This window comes from Rhodococcus sp. NPDC080181, assembly GCF_040702225.1.
Taxonomy (GTDB): Bacteria; Actinomycetota; Actinomycetes; order Mycobacteriales; family Mycobacteriaceae; genus Rhodococcoides; species Rhodococcoides fascians.
In genome coordinates this window covers 152,677-171,945 of sequence record NZ_JBFBKN010000004.1, presented here as the reverse complement: position 1 = coordinate 171,945, position 19,269 = coordinate 152,677, and the positions used below count along the sequence as shown (strand labels likewise).

At 65.9% G+C, this 19,269-nt stretch carries 20 protein-coding genes; 10 read left to right on the top strand and 10 right to left on the bottom strand.

Features of this window, described 5'->3' with window-relative positions; all coding sequences use genetic code 11:
- Window positions 1-22 precede the first annotated feature (22 nt).
- Window positions 23-1,966, top strand: a complete 1,944-nt coding sequence (acs, locus tag AB0O58_RS06610) for an acetate--CoA ligase (RefSeq protein WP_366238027.1) — start codon at window positions 23-25, stop codon at window positions 1,964-1,966.
- A 62-nt stretch (window positions 1,967-2,028) separates the two neighbouring features.
- Here acs and AB0O58_RS06605 read toward each other — a convergent pair whose 3' ends face one another.
- Window positions 2,029-3,399 carry an MFS transporter gene (locus AB0O58_RS06605; RefSeq protein ID WP_027494486.1) on the bottom strand — a complete coding sequence of 457 codons (1,371 nt, stop codon included), beginning with the start codon at window positions 3,397-3,399 and terminating at the stop codon, window positions 2,029-2,031.
- Window positions 3,400-3,666: 267 nt separating this feature from the next.
- On the opposite strand from AB0O58_RS06605, the gene AB0O58_RS06600 reads away from it, so the two are divergent.
- Entirely contained in the window at window positions 3,667-4,161 is a 495-nt protein-coding gene (locus tag AB0O58_RS06600) for a phage holin family protein (RefSeq protein WP_032373800.1), read from the top strand.
- A gap of 24 nt (window positions 4,162-4,185) precedes the next feature.
- Window positions 4,186-5,118 carry an alpha/beta hydrolase gene (locus AB0O58_RS06595; RefSeq protein WP_032373799.1) on the top strand — a complete coding sequence of 311 codons (933 nt, stop codon included), beginning with the start codon at window positions 4,186-4,188 and terminating at the stop codon, window positions 5,116-5,118.
- Window positions 5,119-5,128: 10 nt separating this feature from the next.
- On the opposite strand, the gene marP is transcribed toward AB0O58_RS06595, so the two are convergent.
- The 4 genes from marP to nth are packed head-to-tail and all read right to left on the bottom strand — an operon-like array spanning window position 5,129 to window position 8,371.
- The gene (gene marP / locus AB0O58_RS06590) at window positions 5,129-6,319 is read right to left on the bottom strand and encodes an acid resistance serine protease MarP (protein WP_032364547.1); all 1,191 of its coding nucleotides are present in this window, start codon (window positions 6,317-6,319) and stop codon (window positions 5,129-5,131) included.
- Window positions 6,316-7,002, bottom strand: coding sequence for a CoA pyrophosphatase (locus AB0O58_RS06585; protein WP_032364742.1), 687 nt, complete (start codon window positions 7,000-7,002; stop codon window positions 6,316-6,318). Before AB0O58_RS06585 ends, marP begins: the two co-directional genes overlap by 4 nt.
- 23 nt (window positions 7,003-7,025) lie before the next feature.
- Window positions 7,026-7,634 carry a TlpA disulfide reductase family protein gene (locus AB0O58_RS06580; RefSeq protein ID WP_052060608.1) on the bottom strand — a complete coding sequence of 203 codons (609 nt, stop codon included), beginning with the start codon at window positions 7,632-7,634 and terminating at the stop codon, window positions 7,026-7,028.
- Between the two features lie 50 nt (window positions 7,635-7,684).
- Window positions 7,685-8,371, bottom strand: coding sequence for an endonuclease III (gene nth / locus AB0O58_RS06575; protein WP_205912677.1), 687 nt, complete (start codon window positions 8,369-8,371; stop codon window positions 7,685-7,687).
- Window positions 8,372-8,544: 173 nt separating this feature from the next.
- On the opposite strand from nth, the gene AB0O58_RS06570 reads away from it, so the two are divergent.
- Complete coding sequence (locus AB0O58_RS06570; RefSeq protein WP_027494493.1) at window positions 8,545-8,814, top strand: hypothetical protein; 270 nt, start codon at window positions 8,545-8,547, stop codon at window positions 8,812-8,814.
- A gap of 255 nt (window positions 8,815-9,069) precedes the next feature.
- Window positions 9,070-9,744, top strand: a complete 675-nt coding sequence (locus AB0O58_RS06565; RefSeq protein WP_027494494.1) for a Crp/Fnr family transcriptional regulator — start codon at window positions 9,070-9,072, stop codon at window positions 9,742-9,744.
- A 27-nt stretch (window positions 9,745-9,771) separates the two neighbouring features.
- On the opposite strand, the gene AB0O58_RS06560 is transcribed toward AB0O58_RS06565, so the two are convergent.
- On the bottom strand, window positions 9,772-10,563 hold the full coding sequence (locus AB0O58_RS06560) for an MBL fold metallo-hydrolase (protein ID WP_032392776.1): 792 nt from the start codon (window positions 10,561-10,563) through the stop codon (window positions 9,772-9,774).
- A 71-nt stretch (window positions 10,564-10,634) separates the two neighbouring features.
- On the opposite strand from AB0O58_RS06560, the gene AB0O58_RS06555 reads away from it, so the two are divergent.
- Both AB0O58_RS06555 and AB0O58_RS06550 read left to right on the top strand, forming a co-directional pair.
- Window positions 10,635-11,495 (top strand): Gfo/Idh/MocA family oxidoreductase, encoded by an 861-nt coding sequence (locus AB0O58_RS06555; protein ID WP_032400312.1) that lies wholly within the window; start codon window positions 10,635-10,637, stop codon window positions 11,493-11,495.
- A 13-nt stretch (window positions 11,496-11,508) separates the two neighbouring features.
- On the top strand, window positions 11,509-12,897 hold the full coding sequence (locus AB0O58_RS06550) for a wax ester/triacylglycerol synthase domain-containing protein (RefSeq protein WP_230593452.1): 1,389 nt from the start codon (window positions 11,509-11,511) through the stop codon (window positions 12,895-12,897).
- On the opposite strand, the gene AB0O58_RS06545 is transcribed toward AB0O58_RS06550, so the two are convergent.
- Both AB0O58_RS06545 and AB0O58_RS06540 read right to left on the bottom strand, forming a co-directional pair.
- A complete protein-coding gene (locus AB0O58_RS06545) occupies window positions 12,878-13,336 on the bottom strand; it encodes a RidA family protein (protein WP_032400314.1) in 459 nt (152 codons plus the stop codon). The genes AB0O58_RS06550 and AB0O58_RS06545 overlap by 20 nt on opposite strands.
- Before the next feature lie 4 nt (window positions 13,337-13,340).
- Window positions 13,341-13,508, bottom strand: a complete 168-nt coding sequence (locus AB0O58_RS06540; RefSeq protein ID WP_072691993.1) for a DUF4177 domain-containing protein — start codon at window positions 13,506-13,508, stop codon at window positions 13,341-13,343.
- 105 nt (window positions 13,509-13,613) lie between these two features.
- Between AB0O58_RS06540 and AB0O58_RS06535 the strand changes: the two genes are divergently transcribed.
- Both AB0O58_RS06535 and AB0O58_RS06530 read left to right on the top strand, forming a co-directional pair.
- Window positions 13,614-14,621, top strand: coding sequence for an ArsA-related P-loop ATPase (locus tag AB0O58_RS06535; protein ID WP_027494499.1), 1,008 nt, complete (start codon window positions 13,614-13,616; stop codon window positions 14,619-14,621).
- On the top strand, window positions 14,618-15,748 hold the full coding sequence (locus AB0O58_RS06530; protein ID WP_027494500.1) for an ArsA family ATPase: 1,131 nt from the start codon (window positions 14,618-14,620) through the stop codon (window positions 15,746-15,748). Before AB0O58_RS06535 ends, AB0O58_RS06530 begins: the two co-directional genes overlap by 4 nt.
- Window positions 15,749-15,768: 20 nt before the next feature.
- Here AB0O58_RS06530 and AB0O58_RS06525 read toward each other — a convergent pair whose 3' ends face one another.
- The gene (locus tag AB0O58_RS06525) at window positions 15,769-16,092 is read right to left on the bottom strand and encodes a WhiB family transcriptional regulator (protein ID WP_008712729.1); all 324 of its coding nucleotides are present in this window, start codon (window positions 16,090-16,092) and stop codon (window positions 15,769-15,771) included.
- Window positions 16,093-16,385: 293 nt separating this feature from the next.
- Between AB0O58_RS06525 and AB0O58_RS06520 the strand changes: the two genes are divergently transcribed.
- Window positions 16,386-18,737, top strand: a complete 2,352-nt coding sequence (locus AB0O58_RS06520; protein ID WP_283550695.1) for a penicillin-binding protein — start codon at window positions 16,386-16,388, stop codon at window positions 18,735-18,737.
- 63 nt (window positions 18,738-18,800) lie between these two features.
- Here the strand turns inward: AB0O58_RS06520 and AB0O58_RS06515 are convergent, their stop codons facing one another.
- Window positions 18,801-19,265 (bottom strand): GatB/YqeY domain-containing protein, encoded by a 465-nt coding sequence (locus AB0O58_RS06515; RefSeq protein WP_027494503.1) that lies wholly within the window; start codon window positions 19,263-19,265, stop codon window positions 18,801-18,803.
- Window positions 19,266-19,269 lie beyond the last annotated feature (4 nt).

The window sequence follows — 19,269 nt, the reverse complement described above, 5'->3', positions numbered from 1 at the left end:
GGACGAAAGAGAGCTATTCGAGATGACGACCAGTACCTCCGGCAGCGACGACACCGCGGTTGCCTCCTACGCGCCGTCGGCCGAGTTCGCGGCGCAGGCGAACGCTCAGGCAGATCTGTACGCCGCCGCGGAGAAGGATCGACTCGGGTTCTGGGCGGAGCAGGCTCGCCGGCTGCACTGGCACACCCCGTTCACCGAGGTACTCGACTGGTCCGACGCCCCCGTCGCGAAATGGTTCGCCGACGGCGAGCTCAACGTCGCCTACAACTGCGTCGACCGCCACGTCCTCGACGGCCACGGTGACCAGGTCGCCATCCACTGGGAAGGTGAACCCGGCGACAGCCGCGACATCACCTACTCCGATCTGCTCGCCGAGGTCAGCCAGGCCGCGAACACACTGACCGAACTCGGCCTCGTCTCCGGCGACCGCGTCGCGATCTACATGCCGATGATCCCCGAGGCCATCGTCTCGATCCTCGCCTGTGCACGCCTCGGTCTGACCCATTCGGTCGTCTTCGCCGGCTTCTCGGCCACCGCACTGCGCTCGCGCATCGACGACGCCGAAGCCAAACTCGTCATCACCACCGACGGCCAGTGGCGACGCGGCAAGCCAGCCCCCATCAAGGACACCGTCGACGAGGCCGTCGACGGAGCCGCCTCCATCCGGAACGTTCTGGTCGTCAAGCGCACCGACTCCGATGTCGCCTGGACCGAGGGACGCGACCTGTGGTGGCACGAGACCGTCGCGAAAGCGTCGAAAGAGCATGAGGCGCAGCCGTTCCCGGCCGAGCACCCCCTGTTCATCCTCTACACCTCGGGTACGACGGGTAAGCCCAAGGGCATCATCCACACCTCCGGTGGTTACCTGACGCAGACCTCGTACACCCACCACAACGTCTTCGACCACAAGGCGGGCACGGACGTCTACTGGTGCACCGCCGACATCGGCTGGGTCACCGGGCACTCCTACATCGTCTACGGACCGCTTTCGAACCGCGCGACCCAGGTCGTCTACGAGGGCACCCCCAATTCGCCCGACGAGCACCGGCATTGGAACGTCATCGAGAAGTACAAGGTCTCGATCTACTACACCTCCCCCACCCTGGTGCGCACGTTCATGAAGTGGGGCAAGGAGATTCCCGAGGCACACGATCTGTCCTCGATCCGCCTGCTCGGGTCCGTCGGCGAACCCATCAACCCCGAGGCATGGCGCTGGTTCCGCGACGTCGTCGGCGGCGGCAGCGCACCGATCGTCGACACCTGGTGGCAGACCGAGACCGGCGCGATCATGATCTCCCCGCTCCCCGGCGTCACATCCACCAAGCCCGGCTCGGCCATGACTCCGCTGCCCGGTATCTCGGCCAAGATCGTCGACGACGACGCCAAGCCACTGGGCAACGGCGGCAACGGATACCTCGTTCTCTCCGAGCCGTGGCCGGCGATGCTCCGCGGGATCTGGGGCGACATGGACCGCTACAAGGACACCTACTGGTCCCGCTACGCCGAAGAAGGCTGGTACTTCGCCGGTGACGGTGCCAAGTACGACGAAGACGGCGCCCTGTGGGTCCTCGGCCGCGTCGACGACGTCATGAACGTCTCGGGCCACCGCATCTCCACGTCGGAAGTGGAGTCGGCATTGGTGAGTCATCACAGTGTCGCCGAGGCTGCCGTCGTCGGTGCCGCCGACGAGACCACCGGTCAGGGCATCGTCGCGTTCGTAATCCTGCGCGGCGGCGAGGAGAACACCGGCGACGCATTGATCGCCGAACTCAAAGCTCAGGTTTCCAAGGAGATTTCGCCGATCGCCCGGCCACGGGAAATCTCCATCGTGCCGGAGTTGCCGAAGACCAGGTCCGGCAAGATCATGCGCCGCCTGCTCCGTGACGTGGCCGAGGGCCGCGAACTCGGTGACGTCTCCACCCTCGTCGACCCGAAGGTGTTCGAGGCGATCAAGAAGGGTCGCTAGCGACCATGTGAGTGGAACCTCGTAGCCCACTACGAGGTTCCACTCACATGGGGCGCAGCCGCTCAGACGCTGTCGAGCGACTGGTCTCGCGTTTCCTTCATGATGATCAGCGAGATCAGGGTCAGCGCAGCGGCGATGGCGAGATAGACGCCCACCCAGCCGACGCCGTAGGAACTCACCAGCCAGGTTGCGATGAACGGAGCCACTGCGGCACCGAGGATCGACGCGGTGTTGTACGAAATTCCCGAGCCCGTGTAGCGCACGTTCGTCGGAAACAGTTCCGGCAGAACGGCACTCATGGGCCCGAACGTCAGGCCCATCAGTCCCAGGCCGACGCACATGAACACCAGCATCTTGCCTGCCGACGCGGACGACGGGTCGGCGAACCAGTGGAACGACAGACCGAACAGCACGATCGCCGCGGTGATGACGATGAGCGTGGGGCGGCGGCCGTACTTGTCGGCGAGCAGCCCGGCAACCGGGATCAGCGCCGCGAAGAACAGCACCGCGATGAGCTGGAGCTCCAGGAAGTCCGTGTACGGGATCGCGAGCTTGGGCCCGTTGACGTCGGCCACCTTGCCTGTTCCGTAACTGACCACCCACGTCGTCATGATGTAGAAGAGCGTGTACGTGGCGAGCATGACGAACGTGCCGATGATCAGTTGACGCCAGCTGGTCTTGAACACCTGGGCCAAAGGGGTCTTGACCTTCTGGCCGCGCTCGACCGCCAGCTTGAACACCGGCGTCTCCTCGAGCTTGAGGCGGACGTACAGGCCGATGATCACCATGATCGCGCTGAGCAGGAACGGGATGCGCCAGCCCCACGTGAGGAACGCATGGTCGGTGCCGGAGTTCGCGGAGTCGTAGCCGGTCGCGATGACGATGAGCAGGAAGATGCCGTTGGCGAAGAAGAAGCCGATCGGCGCACCCAGCTGCGGGTACATCGCCGCCCAGGCTCGCTTGCCCGGCTTCGCTGTTTCGGTGGCCAGCAACGCCGCACCACTCCATTCGCCGCCGAGGCCGACGCCCTGAGTGAAGCGCATGAGCGCCAGCAGAGCCGGCGCCCACAGACCCGCCGCGGCGTAGGTCGGCAGGAGCCCGATCGCGAACGTCGCGACACCCATCGTCAGCAGGGACCCGACGAGGGTGGCCTTGCGTCCGATGCGATCACCGAAGTGGCCGAACAGAATCGAGCCGATGGGCCGCGCGACGAACGCCAAACCGAACGTCGCGAACGACGCCAGCAGCGCGGTCGTGTCGTTGCCTGCGGGGAAGAACAGGCGGGGAAAGACGAGCACTGCGGCCGTTGCATAGATATAGAAGTCGAAGAACTCGATGGACGTACCGACCATCGAGGCGATGACGATTCGGGACCGAGGCACCTGAGGTGCGGGAATTGCGCCGTCGTCCGTGACGGCGTGTGGTGAACTCACGAGTGCTCCTGAAGGGGAAAGTTCCCTGAAAATTACCTGATGAATACCTGAGAATTTCACGCCCCCGGGCCGTTCGTTGCCGATTCGTGCAACATTCCCGTGTTTGTCGCGACGGGCGGAGAGGTAACCGACGACGGGCCGAGCGTCGCTCGGCCCCCGCGGGACAGATAATCTGCTACTTAGGCACTACTGTCGATACGATCTTCCGCAACACCGAGCAGAGCGATCACCGCAATACCGAGCACAGCGATTACAAGGGGTCGAGAGTTGAGCGTCAGCAATGACAAGGGATACGGCAACGGCGTCCCGAACACGATTTCGTCGATACCTCTCACCGATGTCGATGCCCGCACACCCGGTAGCGCGAGCATCGGAAACCTGGTCAAGGACGCCACGACTCAGGTCTCGACCCTCGTGCGTGCCGAGGTGGCCCTCGCCAAGGCCGAGGTCACCGGCGAGGTCAAGAAGGGTCTGCAGGGCAGCGTCTTCTTCATCGTCGCGCTGACGGTGCTGCTGTTCAGCTCGTTCTTCTTCTTCTTCTTCGCCGCCGAGCTCCTCGACGTGTGGCTCTATCGATGGGCCTCGTTCCTCATCGTCTTCGTGTTCATGGTGCTGGTTGCCGGCCTGTTCGGGTTCCTCGGCTACCGCAGGGTCAAGAAACTGCGCAAGCCCGAGAAGACCATCGACTCCCTCAAGCAGGCGTCGACCGTGCTGCCGAACCAGCACGAGAGCATTCCCGGAATCCCCGGCTACAAGAAGTAGACGACGCCCGGCGAGTCGAGCAGTATGAATCATCCCGATCCGTCCACGGTCCGTTACCCGGGACAGTGGATCCATCGCGACATCCATGCCAACGGAATCCGGTTCCATACCGTGGAGGTCGGCGAGCATGCTCCCGACGCCCCGCTGGTGGTGTTGCTGCACGGCTTCGCCGACTTCTGGTACTCCTGGCGTCACCAGCTCGACGCGCTCGCGCGTTCCGGAGTGCGAGCGGTCGCAGTCGACCTCCGCGGCTACGGCGACTCCGACAAGCCCCCACGTGGTTACGACGGATGGACCCTGGCCGGCGACATCGTCGGTCTCGTTCGGGCGCTGGGGTACCCACACGCGACGTTCGTCGGCCATGCGGACGGCGGCCTGGTGTGCTGGGCAAGCTCGGCTCTGCATCCGCGAATGGTCCGCTCGATGGTCCTGATCAATGCACCGCACCCGATCTCGCTGCGCCGCGCCGTGCTGAAGGATTCCGAACAGCGCGGTGCTCTGCTGCCGCACTTCGTTCGATATCAAGTTCCGCTGCGCCCCGAGAAGCTGCTCACCCGGCGAGGGGGCGCGGCAGTCGAGGAGTTGATGCGCAGCCGCGCCGGGTCGCAATGGCAGCGCACCGACGATTTCGCCGATACCGCAGGCAAGATGCGCTCGGCCATCCGAATTCCCGGGGCCGCGCACAGCGCACTCGAATATCAGCGCTGGGCGTTCCGTAGCCAGTTCCGCGCCGAGGGCCGACGCTTCATGGACGCCGTCGACGTGAAGACCTCGATCCCCGTCGCGCAGATCAGCGGTGACCTCGATCCGTACGTCCTACCCACCACCCTCGATCGCGATCGGCACTGGGCACCGGGGCTGACGCGTCGAACAGTGCGGGACGTCGGGCACTACGTGCACCAGGAAGCCCCAGACGTCGTGTCCGAGGAAATCCTGCGCGTCGCGCTCGAAAGCTGACGTCCCGCCGTCAGACGATGCAGTCGCCGGTACCCACACTGACCGGCGCATCGAAGCTGCGGGCGAGCTCGTCCGAGATCTCGGTTGCGGTCAAGACGAATCCGGTATCGGGGTCGTCGACGGCAGCACCGAACACCACACCGAGTACCTCACCGTTCGAATTGACCAGTGGCCCACCGGAATTGCCCTGCCGCACCGATCCGCGAACCGTATAGACCTCGCGTTGAACAGTTCCGGTGCGGTAGATGTCCGGTCCGCTGAGGTTGATGATCTCGCGAATGCGCGCTGGGCTCGCCGTATACGGACCGCCGCCCGGGTAACCCAACACGATGGCGTCGGATCCGGATTCGGCCGGGTTCGGCGCGAACGGCAACACCGGAGCTTGCAGCTGCGAAACACGAAGCACAGCAACATCTTCTTCGGGATCGAACAGGACGACGTCGGCGTCGAGAGGGCCGTCCGGAGAATCGACGGTCACCTCGGAGGTACCGGCCACCACGTGGGCGTTGGTCATCACCAGATCCGGCCCGACGACGAAACCCGAACCCTCGAGCGCCTTCTGGCAACTCGGGGCGATTCCGTTGATCTTGATGACGCTCGCCTGCAACGCTATCGGGACGGGGCCTGCGGCGATCCCGGAGTCGGGAGCAGCGACGTCGGCGACCGGAGTGCGTCCGAACGGACCGATGACGTCCGGCAGCCCGGACGTGTCGAGCAGCGCCGAGAATTCCTTGGGCACCTGACGCAGCCACTCGGGTGCCACCTCGTCGACCTTGCCCAGGACCGTCGAGCCACGCACGGCACTGGCCACCTCGGGCTGCGACGAGGACGTCAGCGGAATGGCGAGCAACCATGCGGCAGCGAGCACGGCCGCGGCCTGCAGACCTGCCCCGATCGTGCTGTCCACGGATCTGGCTGAGCGCGAATGTATTCCGCTGCGCAACGCACGACCCAGAACCATGCCGGCCACCTCACCGACGATCACCAACACCACGATCAACGCGATACCGACGAACACCCTCGTGCGTGATCCGTCGACGTGTTCGAGCACGTGCGGTGCCACCAGAATCCCGGCGACGGCACCCAGAACGACTCCCAGAAACGCCAACGCCGACGCCACCGCCCCCTGTCGCCATCCCGACGTCGCCGCCAGCAGCGCGACGGCGAGCACCGCGATATCGACCCACCCTGAACCCGTCACCGATCGAGCCTCGCTCCTACCGCAGTCAAGCTGGCCTCCAGATCGCGTATATCCCCCGTGTCCCATTCGGACTCCCAGCCCGACACAGCGAGCAGGCCCGCCAGAATACCGCCCGTGAATCCCCACACCAGCATTCCCTGCACCGAGAAGGCCGGGCCCTGGTAGCCGGCGGGGTGACGCACCTGGAATCGGTTGGCCGGATCGAGCAACTCGCGCAGGGGAACTCGCACCACGCGCTCGGTTTCGCCGGCGTCGACGACGCGGACCGGGGTTGGACTCCGCCAGTACGAGAGCACGGGAACCACATCGAATCGAGACGGCGGCACGTAGATGCCGGGCATCGTCGCGAGCGGTACGACGCCGGCCGGGTCGAGACCGGTTTCTTCCTGGGCCTCGCGCAGCGCCGTTCCGATGGGCCCGTCGTCACCCGGGTCGGTGGCACCGCCGGGGAAGGCGATCTGCCCACTGTGGTCGCGCAAGGTCGACGCCCGCTGGGTCAGCAGAACGTCGGCCTCGGCGGGCAGCCCACCGGGCGCGGTCGGATCGGCGGCAGCCGGACCACCGAACAGCACCAACACCGCCGCCGAGCGGGTTCGATCGGCCGGCTGCGCCTGTCGTTGCAGCACCGGGTTGATGCCGGTGGTGTCGGTCAGTCCGTTTTCGCTGCCGGCGACGTCGAGCATGCGCCCGAGCCACTCGGGTGCGCTCACGACGCGACTCCGAGGTTCTCGCGGACTGCGTCGGCGATGTCGTCGACGCTTGTGAAGGGTTCGGTCAGCACCTTGGCGACAGTGCCATCCGCAGATATCAAAACGGATACGGGCAACACGTTCGGCGCTTCCGTCGCCGCGGCGACGCGTCCGGCACCGTCCTGAACGCCGGGCAGCGTGACGCCGTACTCGGCCAGACGGGTCAGCCCGTTGGACTCGTTGGCATCGTTGTGGACGGTCAACACCGTGACTGCATCACCCGCCCGCTGCGCGTATTGCTGCAGGTAAGGCAACTCCTTCGCGCACGGGCCGCACCAGTAGGCCCAGATGTTGAGCAGTGCGGGTCGCCCGGCCAGAGCCTGGCCGAGGTCGATCGACGAGCCGTCGCCGATGCATTCGAGGGTGATGCCCGTCAACGGGCCTGCTGCAGCGCCCGACGGCGTCGGACATGCGTCGAGACCGGCGGTCTGCCGCAGCGGTGCCAGAGCCTCGGGAGTATCGGCGGCCCGACGCTCGGCCGTCGACGGTCCTTGCTGCCCCAGACCGGGACCATCGGCGCGCTGCGTTGCCGGAGATTCATTGCGTGGCCAGAGGGCATAGACCATCCCGACGACGAGAATGAGCGCGACCAGAGACCAGCGGAGTGCGGCCTTGTTCACGACACGATTCCGGCGAGAGCGAGCAGATGATCGGTCTCGGGACCTCTCACCAGGGCTGCAGCGGTCGCCGGATCGGTCGGGCCGAGGCCGAACGACGGGCAGTCCTTGGCGAGGACGCACACCCCGCACGCCGGCGTGCGGGAGTGGCAGACGCGTCGACCGTGAAAGATGACGCGATGGGAGAGCACGGTCCACTCCTTCCGCTCGATCAGCGCGCCGACGGCGTGCTCCACCTTGACGGGGTCCTCTTCTTCGGTCCACTGCCAGCGCCGCACCAGTCGGCCGAAGTGGGTGTCGACGGTGATGCCGGGAACGTCGAACGCGTTGCCGAGCACGACGTTGGCCGTCTTCCGGCCGATGCCGGGCAACGTCACCAGATCCTTCAACGATGCGGGGACTTCGCCGTCGAAGTTCTCGAGCAACTTCTGACCCAGCCCGATCAGCGAGTTGGCCTTGTTGCGGTAGAAGCCGGTGGTTCGGATGAACTCTTCGAGTTCGGTTCGGTCGGCTTCGGCGTAGTCGCGAGCTGTGCGGTATCTCACGAACAGGGCCGGAGTCACCATGTTGACGCGCTTGTCGGTGCACTGCGCGGACAGGATGGTCGCGACGGCGAGTTCGAGGGGCGTGGTGAAGTCGAGTTCGCAGTAGACGTGCGGAAACGCGACCCCGAGCGTTCGGTTCATCCGCCGGGCCCGCCGCACGAGGCCGAGTCGCGTCTCCTCGCGTTTGCGCACGTCGGGGCGTTTCGGGGCTGTCGATTCCACGCCACAACTGTACGGACAAGAATGCGTAACGAACTACGCGAGCGCGCCGAGCTGTGTTTGTATCGAGACCTTTTCGGTGTTAACTGGCCGGTATGCAAGGACTCGCCGTGGTGCTCTTTCCGGTACTACTCATGCTCTTCGCACTCGCGATGGAGCGCGTCGAGTTCCGGCTCAGCAAGCTCGGCGTCCGGGAGCACGAAGTAGAGGAATTCCTCGATCAGGCGAGCAAGTCCGAGGTCGCCACACTGGCGAACGAGGGCTTCCCCCACGCCCTGGCTCGGTTCAACACCCGCAAGCGTCACCAGACTCCTCCGCGCACGATCGACACGCGCGACGGCATGGTCGACCAACGGGCCAGTTGAGCACCCATTTGTCCGCATTCGGATGAATTTACGGTGAACGCGAACAGACGTACCGTTCCTCTGGCAACCTGTGGTGGCGTCGATCACTCGGTTTCGGCCGAGTCGAAGTAGACTCCCCTGAGGTAATTGTTGTGTTTGAACATTGCATCGGCATCGACGCCTGAATCGCAGCGCGATTCGGTGGTGAGACGAGTGTGTACAGACGCCTTCGGGGGTGCGGGTCACCGCATCGCCGACATCCCAAAAGGAGCGCAAGTGGACGACGTCCTGGCACGGGCCGGCATCTTCCAAGGAGTCGAACCCTCTGCGGTTGCGGCACTGACGAAGCAGCTGCAGCCTGTCGATTTCCCCCGGGGACACGTGGTGTTCAACGAGGGTGAGCCCGGAGACCGGCTCTACATCATCGTTTCCGGCAAGATCAAGCTCGGGCGACGCTCCCCCGACGGCCGCGAGAACTTGCTGACGATCATGGGACCGTCGGACATGTTCGGCGAGCTCTCCATCTTCGACCCCGGCCCTCGCACGTCCTCGGCCACCACGGTCACCGAGGTGCGCGCGGTCAGCATGGACCGCGCGGCTCTCAAGGACTGGATCGATCAGCGCCCCGAGATCGCCGAGCAGCTGCTGCGCGTCCTGGCTCGCCGGTTGCGTCGCACCAACAACAACTTGGCCGACCTCATCTTCACCGACGTCCCCGGACGCGTGGCCAAGGCGCTGCTTCAGCTTGCCCAGCGCTTCGGCACCCAGGAAGCGGGATCGCTGCGCGTCACCCACGACCTGACGCAGGAAGAGATCGCTCAGCTCGTCGGAGCGTCGCGCGAGACCGTCAACAAGGCACTGGCCGACTTCGCGCACCGCGGATGGCTGCGCCTCGAGGGCAAGTCCGTGCTGATCTCGGACTCCGAGCGCCTGGCCCGCCGAGCTCGCTAGGCCGAGTTCCTTCGAGACAGCAGCTCGCTAGTTCTCCCTGAGGTAGGCCAGCTGCGTCTTGACCGACATCCGCGCAGCCGGCCACAACTTCTTGTCCACGTCCGAGTAGACGTGGCGCACCACCTGCATCGGTTTGGCGTCGTCTCCGATCTCGGCCAACGCCGCCCGCACCTGATCCAGCCGCTGCCGACGGTGAGCGCGATACAGTCGCGCCACCTCGGCGGTGTCCGGTAGATCGGCCCCGTGCCCCGGCAACACCGTCTTGCCCGCACCGGCGGCCTCGAGTCGATCGAGCGAATTCAGATAGTCCGCGAGCGAGCCGTCCTTCGGGTCGAGCACCGTGGTGCCGCGGCCGAGGATCGTATCTCCCGTCAGGACCGCGTCGTCGAGCACGAAGCTCACCGAATCCGCCGTGTGACCGGGCGTGTGGAGTACTCGGATCCGTAGACCCGCCGCATCGATGACCTCGCCGTCCGCCAACCGCTCGCCGCCGCCGTGCAGGAACTTCTCCCCCACCGCCCGCACCGGTGCCCCTGTCTTGCGGTGAAACCGTTTCAACCCTGCCGTGTGATCGGCATGGCGATGGGTCACCAGGGTCAGCACCACCGTGCCCGACGCGGCGACGGCGTCGAGATGGGCCTTGTCCTTCGGACCCGGGTCGACGACGATGCACTCCTCGGAACCCGGTGCCCGCAGGATCCACGTGTTCGTTCCGTCCAGCGTCATCTTGCCCGGGTTCTCCGCGAGCAGAACCGACGCCGTGGGCGTCACGTGCCGGACCAGTCCGTAGGCGGGATGCGTCAAGTTCGAGTCGGCCATTGAAACACTGTAGGACGCCCACTGTTCTCGAGGTGGAACAGGACCGGTGCCGACGACTAACGTCGACGCATATGAAGATCGGACTCGTCGGAGCCGGCCCCTGGGCCCGCAAGACTCAGGCCCCCTCGCTGCTCGCCCATCCGGGAGTGGACTTCACCGGAGTGTGGGCCCGCAGACCGGAAGCTGCGGGCGATTTGGGTGCACCCGTCTACGAGTCCTTCGACGCCCTGCTCGATGCCGTCGACACGGTGGCGTTCGCGGTACCACCGGCCGTGCAAGCCGGGTTCGCCCTCCGCGCCGCGCGAGCAGGAAAACATGTGTTGCTGGACAAGCCCACTGCCGCCACCGTGGCAGAGGCCGAGGAACTGGCCGAGGCCGTCACCACCGCCGGAGTTCGTTCGATGGTGACTCTGACACTCCGATTCGCCCCGGAGACAAGGCAATTCCTCACCTCGACAGCGGGCCGTCCCTGGGCCGCCGGCTCCGGAACCTGGTTCTCCGGTGCCACCCTCGGCGGGGCGTACTCGGAATCGCAGTGGCGACACGACGACGGGGCGATCCTCGACATCGGGCCCCACGTCTTCGATCTCCTCGACGCGGCACTGGGAACCATTGCGCGCGTTGCCTACTCGCACCGTGATACGCCGTCGGACAGTTGGACCGTTCTGCTCGAACACGAGGGCGGCGCGCGTAGCACCGTCCAATTGTCGCTGCGGACACCGGTCATGCCGTCGCTGATGCGGATCGAGCTGTCCGGACCCGCCGGAGTCGACACCTTCACCGACCGATCCACGTCGTCGACCGACTGTTACGCCGTACTGCTGGACGAGTTCCTCGAGTCGGTGGAATCGGGTGTCGACCACGAATGCTCGGTGCACCGAGGACTGCACTTGCAGAGGGTGATTGATCGGGCGCGGGAGTGGGCACCCTGATCGTGTGACCACCATGGACGTCAAAGATGCGATGTTCCACTACACCTCGGCCCCGCATCGCTCGATGGACCAGTACACGACGTTCGTCTTCGATTCGGGGGACCACGAACCACCGACGTTCGACGACGTCGTGGCCCACGTCGAGAGACGCGCTCGATTGGTTCCGAGACTGCAGATTCGCATCGGCGATGCGGTGGGTCTGATGGAGTACCCACGTTGGATCAGGGACCCGACGCCGCCTCGTGACCACGTGGTCGACCACAATCTCTCCGACGGTCGTCACACACTGAATTCGTTTCTGGCCGACCGCGCGTGCGTTCCGGTCGATGCGACGACGCGGGCATGGACCGTGCACGTCGGCCGGGGCCTGTCGGGCGTCGACGGTATCCGCGGTGCGGCCACCGTCGTGATCGTTCAGGTCAGCCACGCATTGTCCGACGGGTCGGTCGGCACCCGCATCGTTCGCGCTCTCTTCGGACCGGACGAGCCGACCGACAACGTCACGTTCCCCGACGACCCTGCCGTCTCGCGTCCACGTCGAGTGCGAGATGCGGTCGTTGCGACGGCGCTTCTGCCCTACCGATGGGCGCGGTCGCAGCGGCGGATGGGGCGGGCACAGCAGACGTATCTCGACGCCCTGCGGAACGGGGAGCTGGTTGCCCCCGCACCGGTCGAACCCACGCGCGTCAACGCCCATCCCGACGAAACGAGAGCGGTGCACGTCCTGCAGTTCCCGAAGTCGCAGTGGACGGGCGGGCCGGCCACCGTCACGGCTACCGCACTCACCGCCGTCGGAGCGGCGTTGTCGACGTATCTCGCTGCGCACGGAGAGAGGGACGGCACCCGCATCCGCGCCACGGTGCCCACCGCGATCGGAACGTCGGCGGCCTGGCCTGCCGTCAACCGAACCGTCCCCGCTGCCGTCGATCTGCATCCCGAGCTCACCGACGCGTCCGACCGAGCATCGGCAGTGGCACACGCGCTGAACCTGCAGCGTGAACGCGTGAACGACCGCCGCCACATCGACGCCACCCGGTCGGCCGAGCTCTACCCCGCCGCTTTACTGCTCGGCTTCGGTCGCCGCGCCCGGCTCGTCGCCCCTCGCAGCGGTACGCCCGAGCGTGTCACCAGCCATACCGTGGTGACCAGCGTCAACCGAACCGGTCTGGACCTCGAGTTGGGGTCCAGCAGGGCCACCCTGTGCGCGGGGGTCGCGTCGCTGAGCCCGGGCTGCAGCATCACCCACGCCGTGTACGGATACGGGGACGTCGTCACCGTCTGTGTGACGGCCTGCCCGACGACGGTCCCCGATCACGCCGTGTATGCCGACCTGCTGCGTTCCGCAGTCGACGAGACCTGCGGTGCACTTCATGGGACGTCGACTACTGCAGTTCGACGATGAGCTCCACTTCCACCGACGCACCGAGCGGAAGTTCCGCGACGCCGACGGCCGAGCGGGCGTGCTTGCCTGCGTCACCGAAAATCTCGCCGATGACGTTCGAGGCTCCGTTGACGACACCCGGCTGACCGGTGAAGCCCTCCGCGGAAGCGACGAAGCCGACGGCCTTGATCACGCGTGCGACCGAGTCGATACCGACCAGCGCATGCACCGCGGCCAGAGCGTTCAACGCACAGATCCGCGCAGCTGCCGTGGCGTCCTCGGCCGACACGTCGGCACCCACCTTGCCGACGGAGGTCAGGTTTCCGTCCACGATCGGCAGTTGACCGGAGGTGTAGACGAGCGAACCCACCTGTACAGCGGGGACGTACGCGGCCAGCGGCGGAACGACGTCGGGCAGCGCGATGCCCAGCTCGGAGAGGCGTTCGCTCCAGTTCGCCACGGCGTCAGCCCTTCGGACGCTTGAAGTACGCGACCAGTGTGTCGCCGCCGTTCGGTCCCGCCATGATCGTCACGAGCTCCCAGCCCTCGGAGCCGTAGTTGTCGAGAATCTGCTTGGTGGCGTGAATCAGCACCGGTGCGGTGAAGTACTCCCAGATGATCTTTTCGCTCATGACTCGAAGCCTATCGCCCACCGGAGTACGAGGGGTGCGTCACTGCGATCGGGTGATTATCGGTTCTGTCGGACGACCGGCATCGCGTCTCTATATGGTCGAGGCGTGGGTACATCGAAGCAAGAGGGATGGCCGGCGAAGGCGGATGCCGCGCGGCTGCATTTCGTGTCCGGCAAGGGCGGTACCGGTAAGTCGACGGTCGCTGCCGCGCTGGCGTTGGCGCTGGCCGCGGGTGGCCGGCGAGTGTTGTTGGTGGAGGTCGAGGGCAGGCAGGGCATCGCGCAGCTGTTCGACGTGCCGCAGCTCCCGCCGGTGGAGACCCGCGTCGCCTCGGCGGACGGCGGCGGCGAGGTCTACGCGCTGGCGATCGACATCGAGACCGCGTTCCTCGAGTATCTCGACATGTTCTACAACCTCGGTTTCGCCGGCCGCGCGATGCGCAAGATCGGTGCCATCGAGTTCGCGACGACCATCGCGCCCGGCCTGCGTGACGTACTGCTGACCGGAAAGGTCAAGGAGTGCGTGGTGCGCACCGACAAGAAGGGCAACCGCGCGTACGACGAGGTGGTCGTCGACTCGCCGCCCACCGGCCGCATCGGAAACTTCCTCGACGTCACCAAGGCCATGGCCGACCTGGCCAAAGGCGGCCCGGTCCGCTCGCAGAGTGAGGGCGTGGTGCGGTTGCTGCATTCGTCGGACACCGTCGTGCACCTGGTCACCCTGCTCGAAGCACTGCCGGTGCAGGAGACGGCAGATGCGGTACGCGAGCTCGAAGCAGCCGACCTCCGCCTGGGCACGGTGATCGTCAACCGCACCGAGCCGACGTACCTGCCTGCCGACTCCCTCGAACCCATCGCCGAGGGCGAGATCGATGCCGTCGCAATTCAGGAAGGTCTGGCCAAGACCGGAATCACGTTGTCCGAGGCCGACTTCGCCGGTCTACTGACCGAATCGATCGAGCACGCGTCGACGCTGTCCGCTCAGGTGGAGAGCGCAACACAACTCGACGAACTCGACGTCGCACGCATGACGCTGCCGATGTTGGCCGACGGCGTCGACCTCGGCGGCTTGTACGAGCTCGCCGCCACGCTCGCAGAACAGGGTGTCCGATGACTCGACCAGCAGCAACCGAACTCGACGTCGACCGCATCCTCACCGACCCCGCGTCACGAATCGTCGTGGTCTGCGGCGCAGGCGGTGTCGGGAAGACCACCACCGCAGCGGCGATGGCTCTGCGTGCCGCCGAACAGGGCAGGCGTGTCGTCGTGCTGACCATCGATCCGGCTCGCCGGCTGGCTCAGGCCCTCGGGCTCGGCGACCTCGACAACAGCCCGCAGCCGGTGAAATTGGGTGCCGACGCCAAGGGCGAACTGCACGCGATGATGCTGAACATGCGGCGCACGTTCGACGAGATGGTCATCGAACATTCGACGCCGGAAAAGGCGGCGCAGGTTCTGGCCAACCCGTTCTATCAGACTGTGGCGTCGTCCTTTTCGGGCACGCAGGAGTACATGGCGATGGAGAAGCTGGGGCAGCTGTCCCTCGACGCGTCGTGGGATCTGATCGTCGTGGACACTCCGCCGTCGCGCAACGCGTTGGACTTCCTCGACGCTCCGCAACGGCTCGGGTCGTTTCTCGACGGTCGTTTCATCCGGCTGCTGACGGCTCCCGGACGAGGAATCACCCGCGTCGTCACCAGCGCGATGAGCCTGGCGATGCGCGGCGTCTCGACCGTCATCGGCAGCCAAATGCTCTCCGACGCTTCAGCTTTCGTGCAATCGCTGGATTCGATGTTCGGCGGTTTCCGCGAACGCGCTACCCGCACATACCAACTGCTGCGCGAGGACGGCACCAGTTTCCTCGTCGTCGCCGCTGCCGAGCCCGACGCATTGCGCGAGGCCGCGTTCTTCGTCGAGCGACTCTCCGCCGAGAACATGCCGCTGGCCGGACTGGTGGTGAACCGGACGCATCCGACGTTGTCGTCGGTGCAGGCCGATCATGCGGCCACGGCCGCCGATCTCTTGGACCGGATCGACGACCCCGGTGCCGAACTGACTGCTGCGGTGCTGCGTATCCACGCTCAACGCGCGGTGACCGCGGCGCGCGAGGTGCGGTTGCTCAAACGCTTCACCGGCGCGCACCCCCGCGTGCCCATCGTCGGTGTTCCGTCCCTGCCGTTCGAGGTCTCCGACCTCGCCGCACTACGCGCGGTGGCCGACCAGCTGACCCGCAGAGGCTGATCGGCCGTACCGGCAGGCGGTCAGATCGCCGCCTGCTGCTGACGCTGGGTCTCGAAGAATTCGGACCAGGAGTCGACCTCGGGGTGCTGCTTGAGCAGTGCCCTGCGCTGACGCTCCGTCATGCCACCCCACACACCGAACTCGACGCGATTGTCGAGCGCATCCGCGCCGCACTGCATCAGAACCGGGCAGTGCCGGCAGATGGTAGCGGCCTTGCGCTGCGCTGCACCCCGGACGAACAGCTGGTCCGGATCCGTGCCCTTGCACCGAGCGTGTGACACCCAAGCGATACGTGCTTCTGCTTCCTCTACATCGAGTCGCGTCGGCGCGGTTGTCGTGTGCATGGCGGATCCCCTTTACGTCTCGGTCGCCCTCACTGGGCGTCCTGGAGGCTCCGAGCAGTTTGTACCTCGGTGTCGAAGCACAAATTCTAGGAGCTGCCCCACATTCATTATCAAGTGTTATGCGAATCACACTGTGCTCATAATTTAGGTAAACCCGGCCCCGAATGCAAGACGGTGAGGTCACATTTCTGGTACGGGCGTCCCGAGCAGGGGCGCAGCGCACAACGCATGCGGGGCACTGCCGATCCGAACGAGGCACACGTACGCTGTGCTCTGTGTCAGTTGGAAAAACCGTGGCGAAGCTCGCCGGATGTTCAGCACTCGCCGGTGCATTGCTCGCCGGCGTGATGTTCCCCTTGGCCGGTGGGTTCGGGTTCGCGTCCAACCGCGCCGCCGATACCGTCGACAACGTCTCGGCCGAGTTGGTCGAGGGTGCCGTACCTGCTGTTTCGACGATGACCGACGTCAACGGCAACCCGATCGCGTGGCTGTACGAGCAGCGCCGCTTCGAGGTACCGAGCGACAAGATCTCCAACGAGATGAAGCTGGCCATCGTCTCCATCGAGGACCGGCGCTTCGCGGAGCACCAGGGCGTCGACTGGCAGGGCACGCTGCGCGCGTTCCTGACCAACACCACCAGCGGCCAGGTCCAGCAGGGTGCATCGACCATCGACCAGCAGTACGTGAAGAACTACCAGCTGCTGGTCGTGGCGAAGACCGACGCCGAGCGACGCGCCGCCATCGAGACGACGCCCGCCCGCAAGATCCGTGAGATCCGGATGGCGTTGACGCTCGACAAGGAACTGACCAAGGACGAGATCCTCACCCGCTACCTCAACCTGGTGCCGTTCGGTAATGCCTCCTTCGGCATTCAGGACGCGGCTCAGACGTACTTCGGCATCGATGCCAGCCAGCTCAGCGCCGTCCAGGCCGCGATGCTCGCCGGCATGGTCCAGTCCAGCTCGGCCCTCAACCCGTACACCAACGAAGAGGGTGTGATCGAGCGCAGGAACACCGTGCTCGACACGATGATCCAGAACCTCCCCGAGCGTGCGGCCGAGCTCACCGCACTCAAGGCCGAGCCCCTCGGCGTGCTGCCCGTCCCCCAGACCCTGCCCCGCGGCTGCATCGCGGCAGGCGACCGAGGATTCTTCTGCGACTACGCGTTGCAGTACCTCGCACAGGCCGGAATCAGCCAAGAGCAGATCGACAAGGGCGGATACCTCATCCGCACGACGCTCGACCCCGCGGTCCAGAACTCCACCAAGGCCGCCCTGGTCAGCAACACCAGCCCCTCGCTCGACGGCGTGGCGACGGTGATGAACGTCGTCGCCCCGGGCCAGGACCAGCACCGCGTCCTGGCCATGGGCAGCAGCCGCACCTACGGCCTCAACGCCGACGCCGACGAGACCGTGCAGCCCCAACCGCACTCCCTCGTGGGTAACGGAGCCGGCTCCATTTTCAAGATCTTCACCACGGCCGCCGCCATGGAACGCGGACTGGGCACCAGCGCAACGCTGCAGGTCCCCAAGCGCGTGGAGGTCAAGGGCGTCGGCGACGGTGGTGCTCGTAACTGCCCGGCCTCCACCTACTGCGTGGAGAACGCGGGCAACTACCCACCCGCGCTGTCCATCACCGACGCGCTGGCTCAGTCCCCCAACACGGCCTTCGTCAAGCTGATCGAGTCCGTCGGCGTCACGCCGACGGTCGACATGGCCGTCCGTCTCGGCCTGCGCTCGTACACGGACCCGGGTTCCTCGGGTGCCGAGCAGTCGATGGCCGATTTCCAGAAGAGTCAGAACCTCGGCTCGTTCACCCTCGGACCCACCTGGGTGAACCCGCTGGAGCTGTCCAACGTGGCCGCGACCTTGGCTTCCGGTGGCAAATGGTGCCCGCCGACCCCGATCGACTCGATCTTCGACCGCGACGGCAAGCCCGTTCCCGTCGCTCACCAGGCCTGCGAGCAGGTCGTCGAACCCGGTCTGGCGAACACCCTCGCCAACGCTATGAGCAAGGACGACCAGGCAGGTGGCACGTCCGCGTCCGCCGCTGCCTCGGCCGGCTGGAACCTGCCGATGTCCGGCAAGACCGGTACCACCGAGTCGAACCGATCCTCGGGCTTCCTCGGGTTCACCAACAATTACGCCGCCGCCGTGTACACCTACGGCGACTCACCGACGCCCAGCGAGATCTGCTCGTTCCCGCTGCGGCCCTGCGGTTCGGGAAACCTGTACGGCGGTAACGAACCCGCGAGAACCTGGTTCGACGCGATGAGCCCGATCGCCACCAACTACGGGCCCGTCCAACTTCCACCCGTCGACCAGAAGTACGTCCGCGGCTCGGCCAACGGACAGGTACCCGACGTCACCGGCCAGAGCCAGTCGTCTGCGACGTCCACGCTGCAGGGTGCGGGCTTCCAGGTGACAGCGGTGACGACGGCCGATCAGGCTGCGCGCGGAACCGTCGTGTCGACGTCACCGTCGGGCAGCGCGGTTCCCGGATCGAACATCACGATCTACGTCAGTGACGGATCGGTTCGCCAGGCACCGGCTCCGGCCCCTGCCCTGCCGCCGGGTATCCGGATACCGGACCTGCCGCCGGGTATCCAGATACCGGCGATCCCCGGGCTCACCGCTCCTCGCTGAGCGGCTTCGCCGCATGTGAGTGGAACTTCGTAGTGGACTACGAGGTTCCACTCACATGGGTGGTCACAAACGGTCTTTGACGGCCTTCGACAGGCGGGATCCATCGGCCTTACCGGCAGCGAGGCCCGACGCGATCTTCATGACCTGACCCATCTGCTTCATGGCCGGTCGCTCACCCAACTCCTCGGCGACCTGGGCGATGGCGGTATCGACGATCGTGGCCAGTTCCTCGTCCGTCAGCGGAGTGGGCAGATACTCGTTGATGATCTGCGCCTCGGCGTGCTCGTTGGCTGCGAGTTCGCCGCGGCCGTTCTGCGTGTAGATCTCGGCCGATTCGCCGCGCTTCTTCGATTCCTTCGCCAGCACCTTCAGGACGTCGTCGTCGGTCAGTTCGTGGGCCTCCTTGCCGGAGACCTCCTCGGTCTGAATGGCGGCGAGGATCATGCGCAGCGTTGCCAGCCGGAGCTTGTCCTTCGCTTTCATCGCTGTGGTCAGGTCGGTTCGGATACGGGCCTTGAGTTCGGACATGGCA